Annotated in this window: 3 protein-coding genes; all 3 read left to right on the top strand. The window is 75.4% G+C overall.

Translation table 11 applies throughout. From position 1 onward, the window contains the following. Positions 1-33: 33 nt before the first annotated feature. Positions 34-657, top strand: coding sequence for a phosphopantetheine-binding protein (locus ACGFIR_RS16650; RefSeq protein WP_393008743.1), 624 nt, complete (start codon positions 34-36; stop codon positions 655-657). Between the two features lie 214 nt (positions 658-871). Further along, positions 872-1,732, top strand: a complete 861-nt coding sequence (locus ACGFIR_RS16645) for a metallophosphoesterase family protein (protein ID WP_393008741.1) — start codon at positions 872-874, stop codon at positions 1,730-1,732. A 325-nt stretch (positions 1,733-2,057) separates the two neighbouring features. Next, on the top strand, positions 2,058-24,653 hold the full coding sequence (locus ACGFIR_RS16640) for a type I polyketide synthase (RefSeq protein ID WP_393145793.1): 22,596 nt from the start codon (positions 2,058-2,060) through the stop codon (positions 24,651-24,653). Positions 24,654-24,662 lie beyond the last annotated feature (9 nt).

Genomic DNA, 24,662 nt, shown 5'->3' with positions numbered 1-24,662 from the left:
GTGGTGGTGGCGGATGTGCGGTGGGATCGGTTTGTGTCGTCGTTTACGGCGTTGCGTCCGTCCCGGTTGTTCACCGAAATCCCCGAAGCACAGGCCGAGCACGGCGAGGAGACGTCCAGCGACGCGGATCGCGGCGCGGCGTCGGCGCTGCGCGAGCGGCTTGCCGCCGCCTCCGGGCCGGAGCGCGACCGCATCCTGCTGGACCTGGTCCGTGGCACCGCCGCGGCGGTGCTGGGCCACGCCACGCCGAGCGGGATCAGGCCCGGCCGGGGCTTCCTCGAACTGGGCTTCGACTCGCTGACCGCCGTCGAGCTGCGCAACCGGCTTACCGCCGAAACCGGCATCGGGCTGCCCGCCACCCTCGTCTTCGACCATCCCACCCCGCACGCGCTCGCCGCGCACCTGGGAGCCGAGCTGGCGCCCGAGCAGCCGGCGTTGCCGATCGTGGCGGAGATCGAACGCCTCGACCAGCTCCTCGGCGGGCTGCCGGGCGATCAGGTCGACGACGCGGTCATCGGTCGGCTGGAGGATCTGGTGGCGAGGTGGCGCGGACGACCCGCCGCCACCGCGCCGGCGCCAACCGTCGAGGAGGAACTGGAGTCGGCGAGCCGGGAGGAGCTGTTCGACATCATCCAGCGGGAGTTCGGCAAGTCCTGACCGGATTCGAGCTGACCCGACGGCGCCGGACGCCTGGCCGGCGCCGTCGGGCGGGCACGGCCGCCTAGGGGTCCACGGACCCTGTCTAGGGGTGTGCCGGTGCCGATCCGGCTCCGTAGGGTCGGAGCCCGTCAGGCCGTCTCGCCGTGCCCACCAGCAGCGAACGGTACGGATGTGGGTGCGTGCGGTGCCCCGGATGGATCGGGAGGTCCGCATGGCCGGATCCGGCCTGCCTCAACTGCTCGCCATCAGTGACCTGCACGTGGTGCACGCGGAGAACAAGGCCATCGTCGAACGGCTACGGCCGGAACGCGACGGCGACTGGCTCGTCGTCGCCGGCGACGTCGGGGAGTTCGTCAGCGACATCGAGTGGGCGCTGGGACTGCTCAGCCGCCGCTTCGCCAAGGTGATCTGGGCCCCCGGCAACCACGAGCTGTGGACTCCCCGCGAGGACCCGATCCAGCTGCGGGGGGACGCGCGCTACCAGCACCTGGTGCAGCTGTGCCGGGGCCTCGGGGTGGTCACCCCGGAGGACCCGTACCCCGTGTGGGACCCGCAGGGCGACGACCCGGTCCTGATCGCGCCGCTGTTCCTGCTCTACGACTACAGCTTCCGGCCTGCCGGGACGTACACGAAGGAGCAGGCCCTGGCGCGGGCCCACGAGGTCGGCGTGGTCTGCACCGACGAGATCCTGCTGCATCCCGACCCGTACCCGACGCGGGACGCGTGGTGCCGGGCGCGGCTCGCCCTGACCGAGCGCCGGCTGAGCGCCGAACGCAACGGGCTGCCCACCGTCCTGGTGAACCACTTCCCGCTCGTGCGCGAGCCCACCCGGATCCTGCGGTACCCGGAGTTCGCCCAGTGGTGCGGCACCGAGGCCACGGCCGACTGGCACGTCCGCTTCGACGCCCGCGTCGCCGTCTACGGCCACCTGCACATCCCGCGCACCACCTGGTACGACGGGGTTCGGTTCGAGGAGGTCTCGGTGGGCTACCCACGGGAGTGGCGCCGCCGCTCGACGCCTCCGGGGCGGCTGCGCCGCATCCTGCCGGCCGTCGCCGGACAGCCGGCCTGAGCGGCCCTCGCGACGCTGGTCACCGCCGCTCGCGGGACCTGCCGCGACGGTCCTCGCGGGCCGGTCGATCAGGGGTTCTCTAGGGGTTGGGCGGGCGATGGGCGCTCAGTACCGTCCAGTCACGGTGGCGGGCATGTGTCGGCGGGACTGCCCGGCGTGGCGGGTGCCTGAGCAGGCACGACAACCGGAATCAGGAACAGGTGTGGGGTTCGTGAGCCGAACGGCCATGTCTCCACCCACCTGTGCACGAAGCCGGCCCGTCGGCGGTGGTGTGGTCAACGAATCGGCAGATTCCGATCGATAGCAAGCTCTGGGCGGGTGGGTCATGGCGGACGAAGACAAGCTCCTCGAACACCTGAAGTGGGTGACCTCCGAGCTTCGCCTGGCGCGCCGGCGCCTGACCGAGCTGGAGAACGAGGACGCCGAGCCGATCGCGATCGTCGGCATGGCCTGCCGCTTCCCCGGCGGCGTCACCTCACCGGAGGACCTCTGGGACCTGGTCGCCGGTGGCGTGGACGCCACCGGCACCTTCCCCGACGACCGGGGCTGGGACCTCGACGGGCTCTACGATCCCGATCCCGACCACCCCGGCACGACGTACAGCAACCGGGGCGGCTTCCTGCGCGACGCCGGCCTGTTCGACCCGACCCTGTTCGGGATCTCGCCGCGCGAGGCGCTGGCCATGGACCCGCAGCAGCGGCTCCTGCTCGAGGTGACCTGGGAGGTCTTCGAGCGGGCCGGCATCGACGCCGCGTCGGTGCGGGGCAGCCGTACGGGGGTGTTCGTCGGCACCGCGGGGCAGGACTACACGTCCGTGCTGCGGCAACTGCCCGAGGGCACGGAGGGCTACGTCCTCACCGGCACGGCCGCGAGCGTGATGTCCGGCCGGTTGGCGTACTCCTTCGGGCTGGAGGGGCCGGCCGTCACCATCGACACCGCCTGCTCGTCGTCGCTGGTCGCCCTGCACCTCGCCGGCCAGGCGCTGCGCGACGGCGAGTGCTCCCTCGCCGTGGCCGGTGGCGTGACCGTGCTGGCCACGCCCGGCGCCTTCGTCGAGTTCTCCCGCCAGCGGGGGCTCGCCTCCGACGGGCGGTGCAAGGCCTTCTCCGCCGACGCCGACGGGACCGGCTGGTCCGAGGGCGTCGCCATGCTGCTCGTCGAGAAGCTCTCCGACGCCCGACGCAACGGTCACCCCGTCCTGGCGGTGATCCGGGGCAGCGCCGTCAACCAGGACGGCGCCAGCAGCGGCCTGACCGCCCCCAACGGCCCCGCCCAGCAGCGGGTCATCCGGCAGGCCCTGGAGAACGCCCGGCTCAGCCCGTCCGACGTGGACGCCGTCGAGGCGCACGGCACGGGCACCCGGCTCGGCGACCCGATCGAGGCGCAGGCGCTGCTGGCCACGTACGGCCAGGGACGGTCCGCCGACCGGCCGCTGTGGCTGGGGTCGCTGAAGTCGAACATCGGCCACCCACAGGCCGCCGCCGGCGCTGGCGGCGTCATCAAGATGGTGATGGCGATGCGGCACGGCGTGCTGCCGCCCACCCTGCACGTGGCGCAGCCGTCCCCGCACATCGACTGGTCGACGGGGGCCGTGTCCCTGCTCGACGAGGCGCGCCCGTGGGCCGGCGGCGACCACGTCCGCCGGGCCGGCGTGTCGTCGTTCGGCATGAGCGGCACCAACGCCCACTTGATCCTGGAGCAGGCGCCGACGCCCGACCCGGCCGGCGACGAGGCCACGCCGTCCCGCCGTCCCGCCGTGGCGCCGGTGCTGCTCGCCGCCGCGCAGCCGGCCGCGTTGTCGGCGCAGGCCGACCGGTGGGCCCGCTGGCTGGCCGACGACGAGGGCTCGCGTCCGCTCGACGTGGCCTTCTCGTCGGTGGTGTCCCGCGCGACGCTCGACCGGCGCGCGGTGCTGCTCGCCGAGGACCGTCCGGGACTGCTGGCGGGCCTGCGGTCCCTGGCGGCGGGGGAGTCGTCGGGCACGGTGGTCACCGGCCAGGCCGGGGACCGGGGGCCGCTGGCGGTGCTCTTCTCCGGCCAGGGCGCGCAGCGTGCCGGCATGGGCCGGGAGCTGTACGACGAGTTCCCCGTCTTCGCCGCCGCCCTCGACGAGGCGTGTGGGCACCTGGACCGGGTGCTGCCGCGCCCGCTGAAGGAGGTGCTGTTCGCGCCCGAGGGCTCCGCCGAGGCGGAGCTGCTGGACCAGACCGCGTTCACCCAGGCCGGGCTCTTCGCGGTCGAGGTGGCGTTGTTCCGGCTCGTGGAGTCGATGGGCGTCACGCCGGACTTCGTGGGCGGGCACTCCATCGGTGAGGTCGCCGCCGCGCACGTGGCCGGGGTGCTGTCCCTCCAGGACGCCTGCCTGCTGGTGGCGGCGCGGGGCCGGCTGATGCAGGCGTTGCCGGACGGCGGGGGCATGCTCGCCGTGGCCGCCGACGAGGCGGCCGTGACGGAGTCGATCGCCGGGCTGACCGACCGGGTCGGCATCGCCGCGGTGAACGGCCCGACCTCGGTCGTGGTCTCCGGCGCCGTCGACGCCCTCGACGAGGTCGAGCGGCTCTGGCGGGACCGGGGCGCGCGTACCCGCCGGCTGACCGTCAGTCACGCGTTCCACAGCCCGCTGATGGAGCCGGTGCTGGAGCGCTTCCGCGGCATCGTCGAGCGGTTGACCTTCGCCGCGCCCGCGCTGCCGTTGGTGTCGAACGTGACCGGTGCGCTCGCTGACGCCGACGAGATCCGCACTCCGGAGTACTGGGTGCGGCACGTCCGGGAGGCCGTGCGCTACGCCGACGGGATCACCGCCCTACGCGAGGCGGGCGTCGACACGTTCCTGGAGATCGGGCCACAGAGCGTCCTGACCGCGATGGCGGCCGACGTGCTGCCCGACGACGACGGTGTGCTGGCTGTCGCCGTGCAGCGTCGGGACCGGCCGGAGGTCCACGCGCTGTTGCACGCCCTGGCCGAGCTGCACGTGCACGGGGTTCCCGTGTCCTGGCAGGAGTGGTTCGCCGACACCGGCGCCGCCCGGGTGGACCTGCCCACGTACGCCTTCCAGCGGGAGCGGTTCTGGCCCGAGGTGCTGCCGTGGCGGGTCGGCGACGTGTCGGGCGCCGGCCTCGGCGTCGCGGGGCACCCGCTGCTCGGCGCGGCGGTGCGGCTCGCCGGCGACGACGAGGTGGTGCTGACCGGCCGGCTGTCGACGTCGACGCACCCGTGGCTGGCCGACCACGTGGTCGGCGGCAACGTGGTGGTGCCGGGCACCGCCCTGGTGGAGTTGGCGGTACGCGCCGGCGACGAGGTGGGCGCGTCGCGCGTACGGGAGCTGACCGTGGCCGCGCCGCTGGTGCTGCCCGCCTCCGGCGCCGTGCGCGTCCAGGTGCGCGTCGGCGCGGCCGACGACGCCGCCGTCCGCGCGCTGTCCGTGTACTCCCAGCCCGAGGACGACGACGACACCGAGTGGGTACGGCACGCCGACGGCCTGCTCGAACCGGTGTCGACCGACGAGCCGGGCATCGGCGAGTGGCCGCCGGCGGGCGCGACCGAGGTGGACCTGACCGGCTGGTATCCGGCGCTGGCGGAGCACGGCCTGTCGTACGGGCCGGTGTTCCGGGGCGTACGGCGGGCCTGGACGGCCGACGGCGAGGCGTACGCCGAGGTGGCGTTGCCGGACGGGGCGGCCGGCGAGGCCAACGCGTTCGGGGTGCACCCGGCGCTGCTGGACGCCGCGCTGCACCCGGTGGCGCTGCTGCTCGCGTCGGAGGCGACGGGCGGGCCACGCGTGCCGTTCGCGTTCGAGGGCGTGCAGGTGCACGCCTCGGGGGCCCGGACGCTGCGGGTGCGGCTGACCCGGGACGGCTCCGGGGTGCGGCTGGTCGCCTGCGACGGCTCGCACGCGCCGGTGGTGTCGGTGGACTCCCTGGTGCTGCGGGAGATGACCGCGACGGCGACCCGGGGCGCCGCCGCCCGCTCGCTGTACGAGGTGGCCTGGCAGGCAGAGCAGGTCGTCGCGGTGGACGGCCTGACGGGGTGGGCGGCGCTGGGCCGCTCGGCCCCGGCCGGGCTGCCGGAGCTGCCGGTCTTCGCGGACGTGGCGGCTCTGGGAGCGAGCGGCGCCACCGTCCGGCAGGTGCTGCTGGCGGTGCCGACCGGCGACTCCGGCACCGCAATGCCGGCGGCCGTACGGGCGCTCACCGGCGCCGTCCTGGACGTGCTGCGGTCCTGGCTCGCCGCCGACGCGCTGGCGGACTCGAAGCTGGTGGTGGTGACCCGGGGCGCGGTGGCCGCCGCGGACGACGACCGGGTCACCGACCTGGCCGCCGCGGCGCTCTGGGGCCTGCTGCGCTCGGCGCAGTCAGAGCACCCGGGCCGGATCGTCCTCGCCGACGTCGACGGCGAGCTGACCCCCGCGAACCTCGCCGTACTGGCCGGGGCGGCGGTCGACCCGTCGGTCTCCGGTGGACAGCTGGCGCTGCGGGGCGAACACACCCTGGTGCCGAGGCTCATGCGGCCCGTGGGCGACGAGCTGACCCCGCCGCCGGGGGCGTGGCACCTGGCCCCCGTCACCCCCGGCACCCTGGACGGCGTCGGCATGGTGCCCGCCGCTCCCGTGGCGCTGGACGCGGGTCAGGTGCGTATCGCGGTGCGTGCGGCGGGCGTGAACTTCCGGGACGTGCTGATCGGGCTGGGCATGTACCCGGATCCGGCGGCGGTGATGGGCAGTGAGGGCGCGGGCGTCGTGGTCGAGGTCGGCCCGGGCGTGACCGACCTGGTGCCCGGCGACCGCGTGATGGGCATGTTCGAGCTCGGGTTCAGCCCGCAGGCCGTCGCCCACCGGCAGCGCATCGCCAAGATGCCCGCCGGCTGGTCCTTCACCCAGGCGGCGTCGGTTCCCCTGGTCTTCCTGACCGCGTACTACGCGCTGCGGGACCTGGCCGGGCTGCGGGCCGGCGAGTCGGTGCTGATCCACAACGGCGCGGGCGGCGTCGGCATGGCCGCCATCCAGCTCGCGCACCACCTCGGCGCCACCGTCCACGCGACGGCGAGCCCCGGCAAGTGGGGCGTGCTGCGGGGCCTCGGGGTGGCCGAGGAGCGGATCGCGTCCTCGCGGACGACCGAGTTCGAGCAGGCGTTCGGCGCGGCCACCGGCGGTGCTGGGGTCGACGTGGTGCTCGACGCGTTGGCGGGTGAGTTCGTCGACGCGTCGCTGCGGCTGCTGCCGCGCGGTGGCCGGTTCGTGGAGATGGGCAAGGCCGACGTACGCGACCCGGAGGAGGTGGCCGCCGAGCACCCGGGCGTGGTCTACCGCGCGTTCGACCTGAACGAGGCGGGCAGCACCCGCATCGGCGAGATGCTCACCGAGATCCTCGACCTCTTCGCGCGGGGCGCACTGCGTCCGCTGCCCGTACGGGCGTGGGACGTGCGCCAGGCCCGCCAGGCGCTGCGGCACGTCAGCCAGGCCCGCCACGTCGGCAAGGTCGTGCTGCGCATCCCCGCGCCCGTGGACCCCGAGGGCACCGTGCTGGTCACCGGCGCGGCCGGGGCCCTGGCCGGCGTACTCGCCCGGCACCTGGTCGCCACCGGCCAGGCCCGGCGCCTGCTGCTGGCCTCCCGCCGCGCACCCGGCCGCGACGGTGGCGACGACTACGCCACCCTGGTCCGGGACCTGACCGACGCGGGTGCCGACGTCACCGCCGTGGCCGTCGACGTCAGCGACCCCGCGCAGGTCAGCGAGCTGATCGCCGGGATCGACCCGGCGCACCCGCTGACCGCCGTGGTGCACACCGCCGGGGTGATCGCCGACGCGACCATCGGTTCGCTGGACGAGTCGGCCCTGCATGCCGTGTTGGTGCCGAAGGTGGACGCCGGGTGGGCGTTGCACGAGGCCACGCGGGATCTGGACCTGTCGGCGTTCGTGCTGTTCTCGTCGGTGGCGGCCACCCTGGGCTCGCCGGGGCAGGGTAACTACGCGGCCGCGAACGCGTTCCTCGACGCCCTCGCCCAGCACCGCCGCGAGCAGGGGCTGCCCGCCACCAGCGTCGCCTGGGGCATGTGGGCCACCGACAGCACGATGACCGCCCACCTCGACGGCGACGACCAGCAGCGGCTGCGGCGCGTCGGGATGAGCCGGCTCTCCCCGGCCGAGGGCGCCGAACTCTTCGACGCCGCCCTGCCGGCGGTCCAGCCGGTCGTCGTCGCGGCCCGACTCCAGGTCACCGGCGAGGCGAGCCACGTACCGCCGCTGCTGCGGCACCTGATGCGCGGCGGCCGGCGCCGCACGGCCACCGACCAGCCGACCGCCGGTACGTCGTGGCGCGACCGGCTCGCCGGCCTCTCCGAGGCGGACGCCCGCCAGGCCCTCGTCGACCTCGTCTGCGGCCAGGCCGCCACGGTGCTGGGGCACGCCTCGGCGCAGGCGGTCCCCGCCACCCGGGCCTTCAAGGAACTGGGCTTCGACTCGCTGACCTCGGTCGAACTGCGTAACCGACTGGGTGCGGCCACCGGCCTGCGGCTGACCGCCACGCTGGCCTTCGACCACCCCACCCCGGCCCGGCTGGCCGACCACCTGCTCGCGCAGCTCGGCCCGGCCACCGGCACCGGCCACACGGTCCGTACCGTCGTCACCGCCGACGCCGACGAGCCGATCGCCATCATCGGCATGGCCTGCCGCTACCCCGGCGGCGTCAGCACCCCCGAGCAGCTGTGGCAGCTCGTCACCTCCGGCGCCGACGCCATCGGCGACTTCCCGACCGACCGCGGCTGGGACCTCGACCGGCTGTACGGCACCGACGGCGACCAGGCCGGCGGCACCGTCACCCACCAGGGCGGATTCCTCTACGACGCGGCCGACTTCGACGCCGGCTTCTTCAACGTCAGCCCCCGCGAGGCCCTCGCCATGGACCCGCAGCAGCGGCTGCTGCTGGAGACCGCCTGGGAGAGCTTCGAGTACGCCCGCATCGACCCCGCCGCGCTCGGCGGCACCGCCACCGGTGTCTTCATCGGCGCCGCCTCCTCCGGCTACGCCACCAGCGGACGCGACGACCTCGACGGCCTCGAGGGGCATCTGCTGACCGGCACGGCGGGCAGCGTCGCCTCCGGGCGGGTCGCCTACACGTTCGGCCTCGAAGGCCCGGCGGTCACCGTCGACACCGCCTGCTCCTCGTCCCTGGTGGCGCTGCACCTCGCCGCCCAGGCGCTGCGCGGCGGCGAGTGCGACATGGCCCTGGCCGGCGGGGTGGCGCTGATGGCGCAGCCCGGCATGTTCTCCGAGTTCTCCCGCCAGGGCGGGCTGGCCCCGGACGGGCGGTGCAAGGCGTTCGCCGCCGGCGCGGACGGCACCGGCTGGTCCGAGGGCGTCGGCATGCTGCTGGTGGAGCGCCTCTCCGACGCGCGACGCAACGGGCACCGGGTACTCGCCGTACTGCGCGGCTCGGCCATCAACCAGGACGGCGCGTCCAACGGGCTGACCGCCCCGAACGGCCCGTCGCAGCAGCGGGTGATCCGCCAGGCCCTGGAGAACGCGCGGCTGACGCCGGCCGACGTGGACGCCGTGGAGGCGCACGGCACCGGCACCACCCTCGGCGACCCGATCGAGGCGCAGGCGGTGCTGGCCACCTACGGGCAGGACCGCGACGGCGGGGAGCCGCTCTGGCTCGGCTCGATCAAGTCGAACATCGGCCACTCCCAGGCGGCTGCCGGTGTGGCCGGCGTGATCAAGATGGTGCAGGCGATGCGGCACGGCATGCTGCCGCCGACCCTGCACGTGGACGAGCCCTCGCCCCACGTCGACTGGAGCGCCGGGGCGGTCGCCCTGCTCACCGAGGCGCGGCCGTGGCCGGCCGTCGACCGGCCCCGCCGGGCGGCGGTGTCGTCGTTCGGCATCAGCGGCACCAACGCGCACACCATCATCGAGCAGGCGCCCGACGAGCCGGCCCCGGCAGCGCCCGCCCCGGCGGGGAACGTCCCCGGCCTGGTCGGGCCCGCCGCCGTACCGCTGCCGGTCTCCGGCAGGAGCGCCCGCGCGCTCCGGGCGCAGGCCGCCCGCCTCGGCGAACGGCTCGCCGCCGACGCCGACCTCGACCCCCGCGACCTCGGCTTCTCCCTGGCCACCCAGCGGGCGCACCACCCGTACCGCGCGGTCGTCGTGGCCGCCGACCGGGACGACGCGGCCACCCGACTGGCCGATCTCGCCGCCAGCGACAGCGCGCCGGCCGGCGTGGACGCCGCGCCGAAGGTCGTCTTCGTCTTCCCCGGCCAGGGCTCCCAGTGGACGGGGATGGCGCTGGACCTGCTGGAGACCTCGCCGGTCTTCCGGCAGCGGATGGACCAGTGCGCCGAGGAACTGTCCCGGCTGGTGGACTGGTCCCTGGAGGACGTGCTGCGGGAGGCGCCCGGCGCGCCGCCCCTGGACCGGGTGGACGTGGTCCAGCCCGTGCTCTTCTCCGTCATGGTGTCCCTCGCGCAGCTCTGGCGGTCGTGCGGCGTCGAACCGGCCGCCGTCGTCGGGCACTCGCAGGGGGAACTCGCCGCGGCCTGCGTCGCCGGCGCGCTGAGCCTCGCCGAAGCGGCGCGGCTCGTCGTGGCACGCAGCCGGGGCCTGCTGGCGATCGCCGGTCGCGGCGGCATGGTCTCCGTCCCGCTCCCCGCCGCCGACACCGAGCAGCTCATCGCGCCGTGGAACGGGAGCCTCTCCGTCGCCGCCCTCAACGGGGCCGCCGTGACCGTGGTCGCCGGCGACTCGGCGTCGGTCGCCGCGTTGCTCGCGCACTGCGCCGAGCGGGGAATCCGCGCCCGGCAGATCGCCGTCGACTTCGCGGCGCACAGCGCCCACGTCGAACCGGTCCGCGACGAGGTGACCGCCGGCTTCGGCACGGTGGAGCCCCGGTCCACCAGCGTGGCCTTCCACTCCACCGTCATCGGTGGACCGATCGACACCGCCGGGCTCGACGCCGACTACTGGTACCGCAACCTGCGGGAGCCGGTCCGGCTGGCGCCGGTCGTGGACCAGCTGATCGAGCAGGGCTTCCGCGCCTTCGTCGAGGTCAGCCCACACCCCGTACTCAAGATCGCCGTGCAGGACGCGCTCGACCGGGGCACCGGCGCGGGCGTGGTGGTGGGCTCGCTGCGCCGAGACGAGCACGGGCCGCGGCAACTGCTGGCCAACCTCGGTGACCTGCACGTCGCCGGCGTGCCCGTCGACTGGTCGCGCGTGTTCGCCGGCTCCGGCGCCACCCCGGTCGACCTGCCCACGTACGCCTTCCAGCGGGACCGGTTCTGGCCGGCGCTCGACCGCTCCGCGACCGGCGACGTGTCGGGGGCGGGACTGGGCGCGGCCGGGCACGGGCTGCTCGGCGCGGCGGTGCGGCTCGCCGGCGACGACGAGGTCGTGCTCACCGGCCGGCTGTCGGCGTCCACCCACCCCTGGCTGGCGGACCACGTGGTCGGCGGCGCGGTGGTGCTGCCGGGCACCGCCCTGGTCGAACTCGCGGTGCGCGCCGGTGACGAGGTCGGCGCCTCCCGACTGCGGGAGCTGACCGTCGCCGCGCCGCTGGTGCTGCCGAACGCGGGCGCGGTCCGTGTGCAGGTGCGCGTCGGCGCGGCCGACGGCTCCGGCGCCCGGCCCGTGGCGGTGCACTCGCAGCCCGACGGCGACCCCGAGGACGCCTGGACGCGGCACGCCGACGGCCTGCTGGAACAGGCCACCGACGAGCCGACGCTGGGCTCCTGGCCGCCGGCCGGCGGCACCGAGGTGGACCTCGCCGGCTGGTATCCGGCGCTGGCGGAGCGTGGCCTGGCGTACGGGCCGGCGTTCCGGGGCCTGCGGCGGCTGTGGACCGCCGGCGACGAGGCGTACGCCGAGGTGGCCCTGCCGGACGAGGCGGCCGGCGACGCCGCCAGCTTCGCCGTGCACCCCGCGCTGCTGGACGCCGCGCTGCACCCCGTCGGGCTGCTGCTGAACGAGCGCTCCGGCGGACCGCGCGTGCCGTTCGCGTTCGAGGGCGTGCAGGTGCACGCCTCCGGCGCCCGGACGCTGCGGGTACGGCTGACCCGGGCGGGCTCGCGCGTGCGGCTGGTGGCCGGCGACGAGTCCGGCGCGCCCGTGGTGTCCGTCGAGTCGCTCGCGCTGCGGGAGATGAGCGACGCCACCGGCGCGGAGGCCGCGGAGCGGTCGCTGTTCGAGGTGACGTGGCAGGTCGAGGCGGTCACCCCGGCGCGGGACGTCTCCGGCTGGGCGCTGCTCGGCGAGGGGGACGCCCCGGCGGGCCTGGCCACGGCGGTGTTCCCGACCGTCGACGAGCTGACCGAGGCGGTCGCGGCCGGGTCGGTCGAGGCACCCCGCGCGCTGGTCGTCCCCGTGCCCGCCGGCACCCCGGAGGGGGACCTGCCCGACCTGGTCCGTACGGCCACCGCCAGGGTCCTGGACGTGGTGCGCTCCTGGCTGGACAGCGAGGCACTGGCCGACACGACGCTGGTGGTGCTGACCCGCGCGGCGGTGGCCGCCACCCCGGCCGACGCGGTGCGGGACCTGCCCGGCGCGGCGGTCTGGGGACTGCTGCGCTCGGCGCAGTCGGAGCACCCGGGGCGGATCGTCCTCGCCGACGTCGACGGCGAACTCACCCCGGCCACCCTCGCCGTGCTGACCGCCGTGGTCGAGGACCCGTCGCCCACCGGCGGCCAGGTGGCCGTACGCGGCGACGAGGTGCGTACTCCCCGCCTGGGCCGGCCCGCCGGGCAGGCCGCCGAGGAGCTCGTCCCGCCGGCCGGACTGTGGCGGGTCGGCGCGGTCAGCCCCGGCACCCTGGACGGCGTCGGCATGGTGCCCGCCGCTCCCGTGGCGCTGGACGCGGGGCAGGTGCGCATCGCGGTGCGTGCGGCGGGCGTGAACTTCCGGGACGTGCTGATCGGGCTGGGCATGTACCCGGATCCGGCGGCCGTGATGGGCAGCGAGGGCGCGGGCGTCGTGGTCGAGGTCGGCCCGGGCGTGACCGACCTGGTGCCCGGCGACCGCGTGCTCGGCATGTTCGAGCCGGCCTTCGCCCCCGAGGTGATCGCCACCCGCGACCTGGTGGCGAAGATCCCCGCCGGCTGGTCCTTCACGCAGGCGGCCTCCGTGCCGGTGGTGTTCCTGACCGCGTACTACGCGCTGCGGGACCTCGCCGACCTGCGGGCCGGCGAGTCGGTGCTGATCCACAACGGCGCGGGCGGCGTCGGCATGGCCGCCATCCAGCTCGCCCGGCACTGGGGCGCGACGGTGTACGCCACCGCCAGCCCCGGCAAGTGGCACGTCCTGCGCGGCCTCGGGGTGGCCGGGGAGCGGATCGCGTCCTCGCGGACCACCGAGTTCGAGCAGACCTTCGGCGCGGCCACCGGCGGCGCCGGGATGGACGTGGTGCTCGACGCGTTGGCGGGTGAGTTCGTCGACGCGTCGCTGCGGCTGCTGCCGCGTGGTGGCCGGTTCGTGGAGATGGGCAAGGCCGACGTACGCGACCCGGAGACGGTCGCCGCCGACCACCCCGGCGTCACCTACCGCGCCTTCGACCTGAACGAGGCCGGGCACCGGCGTATCGGCGAGATGCTCACCGAACTGCTCGCCCTGTTCGCGCAGGGCGTGCTGCGCCCGCTGCCCCTGCGGGCGTGGGACGTGCGCCAGGCCCGCCAGGCGCTGCGCCACATCAGCCAGGCCCGCCACATCGGCAAGGTCGTCCTGCGGGTGCCCGCGCCCGCCGACCCCGACGGCACCGTCCTGCTCACCGGCGCCGGCGGCGCCCTCGCCGGAGTGTTCGCCCGCCACCTCGTCGCCACCGGCCAGGCGCGGCACCTGCTGCTGGCCTCCCGCCGTGGCCCCGAGCAGTACCAGGAGCTGGTCGACGAGCTGACCCGCGCCGGCGCCCGGGTCACCGTCGGCACCGCCGACGTGGCCGACCCCGCGCAGGTGAACCGGCTGCTGGAACTGGTGGACCCACAGCACCCGCTGACCGCCGTGGTGCACACCGCCGGGGTGATCGCCGACGCGACCATCGGTTCGCTGGACGAGTCTGCCCTGCATGCCGTGTTGGTGCCGAAGGTGGACGCCGGGTGGGCGTTGCACGAGGCCACCCGGGATCTGGACCTGTCGGCGTTCGTGCTGTTCTCGTCGGTGGCGGCCACCCTGGGCTCGCCGGGGCAGGGCAACTACGCGGCCGCGAACGCGTTCCTCGACGCCCTCGCCCAGCACCGCCGCGAGCAGGGGCTGCCCGCCACCAGCCTCGCGTGGGGGCTGTGGGCGACCAGCAGCGCCATGACCGCCCACCTGGGCGGCAGCGAGCACCGCAAGGCGATCCGCGCCACCAGCGCCCCGCTGACCGACCGGCAGGGCGTGGCGCTGTACGAGCTGGCGCGGCAGCGCGGCACCGGGCACCTCGTCCTCATGAACCTGCCGCCGGCGTCGCGGTCGACCGGCCAGAACGTACCCAGCCTGCTGCGGGACCTGGTCCGGGCCGGCGGCCCGGCCCGGCGCGCGGTGGGTCGTGGCCCGGCGGACACCGCCTCCGTACGCGACCGGCTGGCGACGCTCGGCCCGGCGGAGCGGCGCTCCTACCTGCTCGACCTGGTGGCCACCAGTGTGGCGGCCGTGCTCGGGCACCGCTCGGCGGACAGCGTCGACGCCCAGCGCGCCTTCAAGGAGCTGGGCTTCGACTCGCTCACCTCGGTGGAGCTGCGCAACCGGCTCTCCGCCGCGACCGGGCTGCGGCTGCCCGCGACCGTGGCGTTCGACTATCCGACCCCGGTGGTGCTCGCCGAGTTCCTGGACCGGGAACTCGGCGGCGCGGCGGCCGTGGACCGGCCCGTCGCGGTCGGCACCGCCGCCGCCCTCGACGAACCGATCGCCATCATCGGCATGGCCTGCCGGTTCCCCGGTGACGTGCAGACCCCCGAGCAGCTCTGGGACGTGGTCACCGCCGGCGCCGACGTCATCTCGCCCTTCCCCACCGACCGGGGCTGGAACCTCGACGACCTGCGCGCCGGCGGTGAGGACCCCGGGGCCGTACCGCGCCAGGGCGGCTTCCTCCACGACGCCGCCCAGTTCGACGCCGCCTTCTTCGGGATCTCTCCCAGGGAGGCCCTGGCGATGGACCCGCAGCAGCGGCTGCTGCTGGAGACGTCCTGGGAGGCCTTCGAGCGGGCCGGCATCGACCCCCACTCGGCGCGGGGCAGCAGCACCGGCGTCTACGTCGGCCTGATCTACCACGACTACGCCTCCCAGGCCGCCGGCGGCACCGATGAGTTGGACGGACACGTCGGAAACGGCAGCGCCGGCAGCGTCGCGTCGGGCCGCATCTCGTACCTGTTCGGCCTGGAGGGGCCCGCCGTCACCGTCGACACGGCCTGCTCGTCGTCGCTGGTGGCGCTGCACCTGGCCACCCAGGCGCTGCGGCAGGACGAGTGCCGCCTCGCCCTCGCCGGCGGGGTGAGCGTCATGTCCACCCCCGGCATGCTCACCGAGTTCTCCCGGCAGCGCGGCCTGTCGCCCGACGGGCGGTGCAAGGCGTTCGGCGCGGGCGCCGACGGCACCGGCTTCGCCGAGGGCGTCGGCATGCTCCTGCTGGAGCGCCTCTCCGACGCGCAGCGCAACGGCCACCGCGTGCTCGCCGTGGTCCGGGGCAGCGCCGTCAACCAGGACGGCGCCAGCAGCGGCCTCACCGCGCCGAACGGCCCCGCCCAGCAGCGGGTGATCCGGCAGGCGCTCGCCAACGCCCGGCTCGTCACCACCGACGTGGACGCCGTCGAGGCGCACGGCACTGGCACCGCCCTCGGCGACCCGATCGAGGCGCAGGCGCTGCTGGCCACGTACGGGCAGGGCCGACCGCAGGACCGCCCGCTGTGGCTGGGCTCGATCAAGTCGAACATCGGCCACGCCCAGGCGGCGGCCGGCGTCGCCGGCGTGATCAAGATGGTGCTGGCGATGCGGCACGGCATGCTGCCGCCGACCCTGCACGCCGAGAAGCCCTCCCCGCACATCGACTGGACCGCCGGATCGGTCGCCCTGCTCACCGAGGCGCGGCCGTGGCCGGCCGTCGACCGGCCCCGTCGGGCGGCGGTGTCGTCGTTCGGCATCAGCGGCACCAACGCGCACACCATCATCGAGCAGGCTCCCGAGCCCGCCCCGGCGCAGGCCGCGCCGCCCGCCCCGGACGTACCGGGCGACCTGGTCGCCTGCGTCCTGTCGGCCCGCGACGCCGCCGCCCTGCACGAGCAGGCGCGCCGGCTGCGGACCCTCGTCGACGACGAGCCGGACCTGACCGTCGCCGACGTCGGCCGGGCGCTCGCCACCGCCCGGAGCGCCTTCGAGCACCGCGCGGTGCTGCTGCCCGGCGACCGCGCCGGACTGCTCGCCGCCCTCGGCGCGTTGGCCGACGACGAGCCCTCGGCCGCCGTCGTGCGGGGGGTCGCCCGCAGCGGCCGGACCGCCGTCCTCTTCTCCGGTCAGGGCGCGCAGCGTGCCGGCATGGGTCGCGAGTTGTACGCGGCCTTCCCGGTCTTCGCCGCCGCGCTGGACGAGGTGTGTGGCCACCTGGATCCGCTGCTGCCGCGTCCCCTGCGGGAGGTGCTGTTCGCCGGGGCGGGCACGCCCGAGGCGGAGCTGCTGGACCAGACGGTGTTCACCCAGGCCGGCCTGTTCGCCGTCGAGGTGGCGCTGTTCCGGCTGGTGGAGTCGCTCGGCGTCATGCCGGATCTGGTGGCCGGGCACTCCATCGGCGAGATCGCGGCGGCACACGTGGCCGGCCTGTTCAGCCTGGCCGACGCGTGCGCGCTGGTCGCGGCGCGGGGCCGGCTCATGCAGGCGTTGCCGGCCGGCGGCGGCATGCTCGCCGTCGCCGCCGACGAGGACGCGGTGGCCGAGTCGATCGCCCCGCTCGCCGACCGGGTCGGCGTCGCCGCCGTCAACGGCCCCGCCGCCGTCGTGGTCTCCGGCGCCGCCGAGGCCCTCGACGAGGTGGAGCGGGTCTGGAAGGACCGGGGCGTACGCACGCGCCGGCTCACCGTCAGCCACGCGTTCCACAGCCCGCTCATGGAGCCGATGCTGGCCGAGTTCCGGCAGGCGCTCGACGGGCTGACGTTCCACTGGCCCGTCCTGCCGATCGTGTCGAACCTGACCGGGCAGGTCGCCGACCCCGACGAGATCGGCACCCCCGACTACTGGGTCCGGCACGTCCGGGAGACGGTCCGGTTCGCCGACGGGGTCGCGAGCCTGCGCGAGCGCAACGTCCGTACCTTCCTCGAACTGGGCCCCGACGCGGTGCTCGCCGGCATGGTGGGCGCCTGCCTGCCGGACGACGCCGCGCCGTCGACGGCGGTCGTGGCGACGCTGCGCCCCGGCCGTCCCGAGCCGGCGTCGCTGGTCCACGCGCTGGCGGAGCTGTACGCGCACGGCGTGCCGGTCACCTGGACCGCCCTGCTGCCGGCCGGGACCCGCCCGGTCGACCTGCCGACGTACCCGTTCCAGCGGCAGCGCTTCTGGCCGGCCGTGGGCCGGCTGCGCGCCGGCGACGTCAGCGGCGCGGGCCTCGGCGTGGCCGAGCACGGGCTGCTCGGCGCTGCCGTGGACCTGGCCGGCGACGACGAGGTCGTGCTGACCGGCCGGATCTCCCTGACCACCCACCCCTGGCTGGCCGACCACGTGGTCTCGGGCGTGACGCTGGTGCCGGGCACGGCCCTCGTCGAGTTGGCCGTACGCGCCGGCGACGAGGTGGAGCTGCCGCGGCTGCGGGACCTCACGGTGCTGGTGCCGCTGGTGCTCCCCGAGTCCGGCGCCGTACGGATCCAGGTGCGGGTGTCCGCGTCGGAGTCGCCGCAGCGCCCCGTCGCCGTCTACTCCCGCCCCGACGACGACCCCGAGGCGGGCTGGACCCGGCACGCGGAGGGCGTGCTGGAACCGGCCACCGCCGACGAGCCGGAGACGGCAGCCTGGCCGCCCGCCGGCGCCACCGAGGTGGACCTGACCGGCTGGTACCCGGCGCTGCTCGAGCACGGCCTGTCGTACGGGCCGGTGTTCCAGGGTCTGCGTCGGGTGTGGACCGCCGAGGACGACGTGTACGCCGAGGTGGCCCTGCCGGACGACGCGACGGCGGAGGCGGGGCGCTTCGGCGTGCACCCGGCGCTGCTGGACGCCGCTCTGCACCCGATCGGGCTGCTGCCCGGTACCGAGGAGTCGGGCGGGCCGCGCGTGCCGTTCGCGTTCGAGGGTGTGCAGGTGCACGCCTCCGGCGCGGGGCTGCTGCGGGTGCGGTTGACTCGCAACGGCTCCGGGGTGCGGCTGACCGCCCGCGACGAGGCGGCCGCGCCGGTGGTGTCGGTGGACTCCCTCGTCCTGCGGGAGCTGACCGGCGTGGCCGCCGCGAGCGCGGCGTCCCGTTCCCTGTTCGAGGTGGTCTGGCAGGTCGAGGAGGCCGAGCCGGTCGACGACGCGTCGGGCTGGGCGATCCTGGGTGGGCCGGCCCTGCCGGGCGTCCCCGGCGGTCCCTCCGCCGAGACGATCCGGCAGTTGCGGGCCGCCATCGACGCCGGCATCGCCCCGCCGCGCCTGCTGCTCTTCACGCCGGCCGCGTCGCCCGTCGACGACGGCGACCCGGCGGAGGCCGTACGTACGGTGGCCTCCGACGTGCTGGGCCTGGTGCAGGAGTGGCTGGCAGTCGACGCGCTGGCCGACTCGAAGCTGGTGGTGGTGACCCGGGGTGCGGTGGCCGTCCGCGACGGGGACCGGGTGAGCGACCTGGCCGCCGCGGCCGTGTGGGGCCTGCTGCGCTCCGCGCAGTCGGAGCACCCTGGTCGCATCGTCCTGGCCGACGTCGACGACGCGATCAACCCCGGCACGCTGGGCATCCTGGCCCGGTTCGCCGCAGACCCGGCCGGTGGCCAGTTGGCCGTACGCTCCGGCGAGGTGCTCGTGCCGCGTCTGGTGCGGGCGGTCGCTCCGGCGTCGGCGGACGCCGCCGTGGTGGGTGACGGCTCGGTGCTGGTGACCGGTGGTACGGGTGCGTTGGGTGCTTTGGTGGCGGAGCATCTGGTGTCGGTGCACGGGGTGCGGTCGCTGGTGCTCGTGTCGCGTCGTGGTCTGGAGGCTGCGGGCGCGGGTGAGTTGTCGGAGCGGTTGTCGGCGTTGGGTGCGTCGGTGCGGGTCGTCGCCTGTGACGTGACGGACCGGGATCAGGTCGGTGCGCTGGTGGCCGAGGTTTCGGCCGGGGGCCGCCTGGCGGGTGTGGTGCATACCGCGGGTGTGTTGGACGACGGGGTGATCGAGCGGGTTACCGAGGAGCGTCTCGCCGGGGTGTTGGCGCCGAAGGTGTCGGCGGGTTGGTTGTTGCACGAGGCGACGGCGTCGCTGGATCTGGATTTGTTCGTGGTGTTCTCGTCGGTGGCGGGTGTGCTCGGTTCGCCGGGTCAGTCGGCGTATGCGGCGGGTAATGCGTTCCTGGACGGGTTGGCGGTGTATCGGCGGCAGTTGGGGTTGCCGGCGGTCAGCCTCGCCTGGGGCATGTGGGACACCGCCGGCATGGCCGCCTCGATCGGCGGCAACGACCGGGCCCGGACGGCACGCGCCGGCCTGCGGCCGATGAACGCCCGCACCGGGCTGGAGCTGTTCGACGCCGCGGTGGAGGCGGAGCAGGCGGTGCTGGTGCCGGCCGCGATCGACGTACCCGCGCTGCGGGCGGCCGCCGCCGGTGCGGTCGTACCGCCGATGCTGCGCAACCTGGTCGACGTGGCGACGACCCGTCGCCGGGCCGGGCAGGGCGCCGCCGGCGGCTGGGCCGACCGGCTCGCCGGCCTCAGCGCCGAGGACGGCCTCGCGCAGGTCGACCAGCTGGTCCGGGGCCTGGTCGCGCAGGTGCTCGGGCACGGCGGCGCCGAGGCGGTGCCGGCCGACCGGGCGTTCAAGGACCTGGGCTTCGACTCGCTGACCGCCGTCGAGCTGCGCAACCGGGTGAACGGCGCGACCGGCCTGCGGCTCACCTCGACCCTGGTGTTCGACTACCCGTCCCCGCAGGTCCTGGCGGCCCACGTGTACGCGGAACTCGCCGGCACCCGGCCCGGCGTCGTCGCCGCCCCGGACGAGGCGACGGCCGGCGACGCCGACGAGGCGATCGCGATCGTCGGCATGGCCTGCCGCTACCCGGGCGGGGTGGAGTCTCCCGACGAGCTGTGGAAGCTGGTCAGCACCGGTGGGGAGGGCATCGGGGAGTTCCCGGCCGACCGGGGCTGGGACCTGGAGTCCCTGTACGACCCGGACCCCGACCACGCCGGCACCTCGTACACCCGCCACGGTGGCTTCCTGTACGGCGCGGCGGAGTTCGACCCCGGCTTCTTCGGCATCTCGCCGCGTGAGGCCCTCGCCATGGACCCGCAGCACCGGCTGCTGCTGGAGGCGTCCTGGGAGACGTTCGAGTCGGCGGGCCTGGACCCCTCGGGCCTGCGGGGCAGCCGGACCGGCGTCTTCGCGGGCGTCATCTACCACGACTACTCGACGCGGCTCATGGAGACGCCCGAGGTCGAGGGCTACATCGGCACCGGCAACTCGGGCAGCGTGCTGTCGGGCCGGGTCGCGTACACGTTCGGCCTCGAAGGCCCGGCGGTGACCGTCGACACGGCGTGCTCGTCCAGCCTGGTGGCGCTGCACCTGGCGGTGCAGGCGCTGCGCAGCGGCGAGTGCGACCTGGCGCTGGCCGGCGGCGTGAGCGTGATGGCGACGCCGGGCACGTTCGTGGAGTTCTCGCGGCAGCGCGGTCTGTCGCCCGACGGCCGGTGCAGGTCGTTCGCGGCGTCGGCCGACGGCACCGGCTGGTCCGAGGGCGTCGGGGTGCTGCTGGTGCAGCGCCTTTCGGACGCCCAGCGGGAGGGCCGGCGGATCCTGGCGGTGGTACGCGGCAGCGCCGTCAACCAGGACGGCGCGTCGAACGGGCTGACGGCGCCGAACGGCCCGTCGCAGCAGCGCGTGATCCGTCAGGCACTGGCGAACGCGCGGCTGACTCCAGCCGACGTGGACGCCGTGGAGGCGCACGGCACCGGGACCACCCTCGGTGATCCGATCGAGGCACAGGCCGTCCTGGCCACGTACGGTCAGGACCGGCAGGGGCGGGAGCCGCTGTTGCTCGGCTCGATCAAGTCGAACATCGGGCACACGCAGGCGGCTGCCGGTGTGGCTGGTGTGATCAAGATGGTGCTGGCGATGCGCCACGGTCTGGTCCCGCCGACCCTGCACGTGGACGAGCCGTCCCCGCACATCGACTGGACCTCCGGGGCGGTGGCCCTCGCGACCGAACCCACTCCGTGGCCGGCCGTGGGTCGGCCGCGTCGGGCGGCGGTGTCGTCGTTCGGCATCTCCGGTACGAACGCGCATGTGATCATCGAGCAGCCGCCGGCCGAGGTGGTCGAGGGCGAGGTCGTCGCCAGCGACGTGCCGCCGGTGGTGCCGGTGCTGCTGTCTGCCCGCGACGCCGCCGCGCTGGCCGTCCAGGCGGGCCGGTGGGCGCGGTGGCTCGCCACCGACGAGGCCCCACGCGGGATGGACGTGGCCTGGTCGTCGGTGGTGTCGCGGGCCGCGCTGGAGCACCGGGCGGTCGTGTCCGGTGCGAGCCGGGAAGAGCTGCTGGCGGGCCTCGCCGCCGTCGCGGCGGGCGAGCCGTCGGGAGCTGTGGTGACCGGCTCCGCCGCCGTACGCGGCCAGCTCGCGCTGGTGTTCTCGGGTCAGGGTGCGCAGCGTGCGGGCATGGGTCGGGAGTTGTACGGCGAGTTCCCGGTGTTCGCGGCGGCGTTGGACGAGGTGTGTGGGCAGCTGGATTCGTTGCTGCCTCGTCCGTTGCGGGAGGTGTTGTTCGCTGAGGCGGGTTCCGCTGAGGCGGAGTTGTTAGACCAGACGGTCTTCACCCAGGCGGGCCTGTTCGCGGTCGAGGTGGCGTTGTTCCGTCTTGTGGAGTCGTTCGGGGTCGTTCCGGACATGCTCGCCGGTCACTCGATCGGTGAGGTGACGGCCGCGCACGTCGCTGGCGTGTTGTCGCTGGCCGACGCGTGCGCGCTGGTGGCCGCGCGGGGTCGTCTGATGCAGGCGCTGCCGACCGGCGGCGGGATGCTGGCCGTAGCGGCGGACGAGGCGGCGGTGGCGGAGTCTCTCGCCGGGCTGACCGACCGCGTCGGTATCGCGGCCGTCAACGGTCCGGCCGCCGTGGTGGTCTCGGGTGCCGTCGACGCGCTGGACGAGGTGGAGCGACTCTGGCGGGACCGGGGTACCCGCACTCGCCGGCTCACCGTCAGCCACGCGTTCCACAGTCCGTTGATGGAGCCGATGCTCGACGAGTTCCGGGCGGTCCTGTCCGGGCTCACGTTCTCCGCGCCGTTGCTGCCGATGGTGTCGAACGTGACCGGGGCACTCGCTGAGGTCGACGAGATCCGCACCCCGGAGTACTGGGTGCGGCACGTCCGCGAGGCGGTGCGCTACGCCGACGGGATCACCGCGCTGCGGAGCGCCGGTGTGGACACGTTCCTGGAGGTCGGGCCGCAGAGCGTCCTGACGGCGATGGCCGCCGACGTGCTGCCCGACGACGACGCTGTGCTGGCTGTCGCGGTGCAGCGTCGGGACCGCCCGGAGGCGCAGGCGTTGCTGCACGCCCTGGCGGAGTTGCACGTGCACGGGGTGCCGGTGTCCTGGCGGCAGTGGTTCACCGACAGCGGTGCGCGGCGGGTGGACCTGCCCACGTACGCCTTCCAGCGGGAGCGGTACTGGCCCGAGCCGGCGAGCCGGCCACGACAGGCGGCGACCCACGGCGGCGACGCCGACTTCTGGAGCGCCGTCGAAAGCGGCGACCTGAGCGCGCTCGCCGCGCAGTTCGGCGACGACGGCGCCGCCCTGGACGCCCTCACGCCCGCCCTGCCGGTCCTGTCGACCTGGCACCGGGCGCGTACGCAGCGGGCGGTCCTCGACGCGTGGTCGTACCGGGTCGGGTGGAAGCGCACCGACATCACCGCCGACCCGGCGCGGCCCGGCGTGTGGCTGCTCGTGACGGCGCAGGACGACCTGGCGGACGGCACCCGGGCGGAGGCGGTCACCAAGGCCCTCGCCGAGGTCGGCGCCGACGTGGTCCGGCTCACCGTCGACCCGGTCGGCACCGACCGGGCGGGCCTCGCCCGACGGCTGGCCGACGTGCTGGCCGACGGCCCCGTCACCGGCGTGCTCTCCCTGCTCGGCCTCCGCGACCAGCCGCACCCCGCGCACCCGGCCGTGCCCGTCGGGACGGCCGCCACGCTGCTGCTGCTCCAGGCCCTGCACGACACCGGGGCGACCGCCCGGCTGTGGTGCCTGACCCAGGGCGCGGTCAGCACCGGCGACGGGGACACCGTGCCCGGCGTCGCCCAGAGCGGGCTCTGGGGCCTGGGGCTCGTGGCGGGCCTGGAACACCCCCAGCTCTGGGGCGGCCTGGTGGACCTGCCCGAGCAGGCCGACGCGACGGCGTGGGACCGGCTGGCGCGGGTGGTGACCGGCGCCGGCGACGAGGACCAGCTGGCCGTACGCCCCTCCGGGGTGTTCGTCCGTCGCCTGGTCCGTTCGGCACCCGCCGCCCCCGACACGGCGCAGCGGTGGCAGCCGTGCGGCACGGTGCTGGTCACCGGCGGCACCGGCGCGCTGGGCGCGCACGTGGCCCGTTGGGCGGCGGCCAACGGGGCGGAGCACGTCGTGCTGACCAGCCGTCGCGGCGAGCGCGCACCGGGGGCCGTGGAACTGCGCGCGGAACTCACCGCGCAGGGCGTCCGGGCGTCGGTCGTCGCCTGCGATGTCGCCGACCGTGACCAGGTGGCGGCGCTGCTGGCCCGCCTCGACGAGGACCCCGCGCCGTTGACGGCCGTGGTCCACGCGGCGGGCGCCGGCGAGTCCGGCCTGATCGCCGACACCGACCTGGCCGCGTTCGCGGGCGTGCTCGACGGCAAGGTGGCCGGCGCGCTGCACCTGGACGCCCTGCTCGGCGACCGGCCGCTGGACGCGTTCGTGCTCTTCTCCTCCATCGCCGGGGTGTGGGGCAGCGGCGGGCAGTCCGCGTACGCCGCCGGAAACGCCTTCCTCGACGCGCTGGCGGAGCACCGTCGCGGCCGTGGCCTGGCGGCGACGTCCGTGGCCTGGGGACCGTGGGCCGACGGCGGCATGGCCACGGGCGAGGCCCAGCAGATGCTGGCCCGGCGCGGCCTGACCGCCATGGCGCCGGCCGACGCCGTGCACGCCATGCGGTACGCCGTGGGCCTGCCCCGGGCGGCGCTGACCGTGGTGGACGTCGACTGGACGGTCTTCGCCCCGGCGTACGCCTCGGCCCGCCCCCGGCCGCTGCTCGACGACATCGCCGAGGCCAGGGAGGCGCTGCACGCCCTGGCCGGGGAGCAGCAGCCCGGCGGGGCGGCCGACGCCCTGCGGGAACACCTGCTCGCCCTGCCCCGCCCCGAGCGGGTCCGGCACCTGGTCGACCTGGTGCGTACCCACGCCTCCGCCGTGCTCGGCCACGCGGGCACCGACCGGGTCAAGCCCCAGCGGGCCTTCAAGGAACTCGGATTCGACTCGTTGACGGCGGTCGAGCTGCGCAACCGGCTGACCGGCGCGACCGGCCTGTCGCTGCCGGCGACCCTCGTCTTCGACTACCCGAACCCGGCCGTGCTCGCCGAGAACCTGCTCGACGGCCTGCTGCCCGAGGCGGCGCAGGCGGACGACGGCGACCCGGCGGAGGTGGCCGTCCGGCAGGCGCTCGCGGCGATCCCGCTGGCCCGCATCCGCGAGGCCGGGCTGCTGGACCTGCTGCTCAACCTCGCCGACGCCGACGGCGGTACCGGGGCCGAGCCCACCGACGAGGTCCTGGACCTCGACGACCTCGACACCGACACCCTCGTCAGGCTGGCGCTTGACGGAACCGATTCCTGACCGTTGTCC

Origin of the sequence: Micromonospora sp. NPDC049051 (genome assembly GCF_043197575.1) — a bacterium.
Classification (GTDB): Bacteria; Actinomycetota; Actinomycetes; order Mycobacteriales; family Micromonosporaceae; genus Micromonospora.
This window is presented reverse-complemented; position numbering and strand designations above follow the sequence as displayed.

What these genes read in the sequence shown, in the direction of transcription:
- ACGFIR_RS16640 (WP_393145793.1), top strand. Translation starts at nt 2,058, where the DNA reads ATGGCGGACGAAGACAAGCTCCTCGAACACCTGAAGTGGGTGACCTCC.
- ACGFIR_RS16645 (WP_393008741.1), top strand. Translation starts at nt 872, where the DNA reads ATGGCCGGATCCGGCCTGCCTCAACTGCTCGCCATCAGTGACCTGCAC.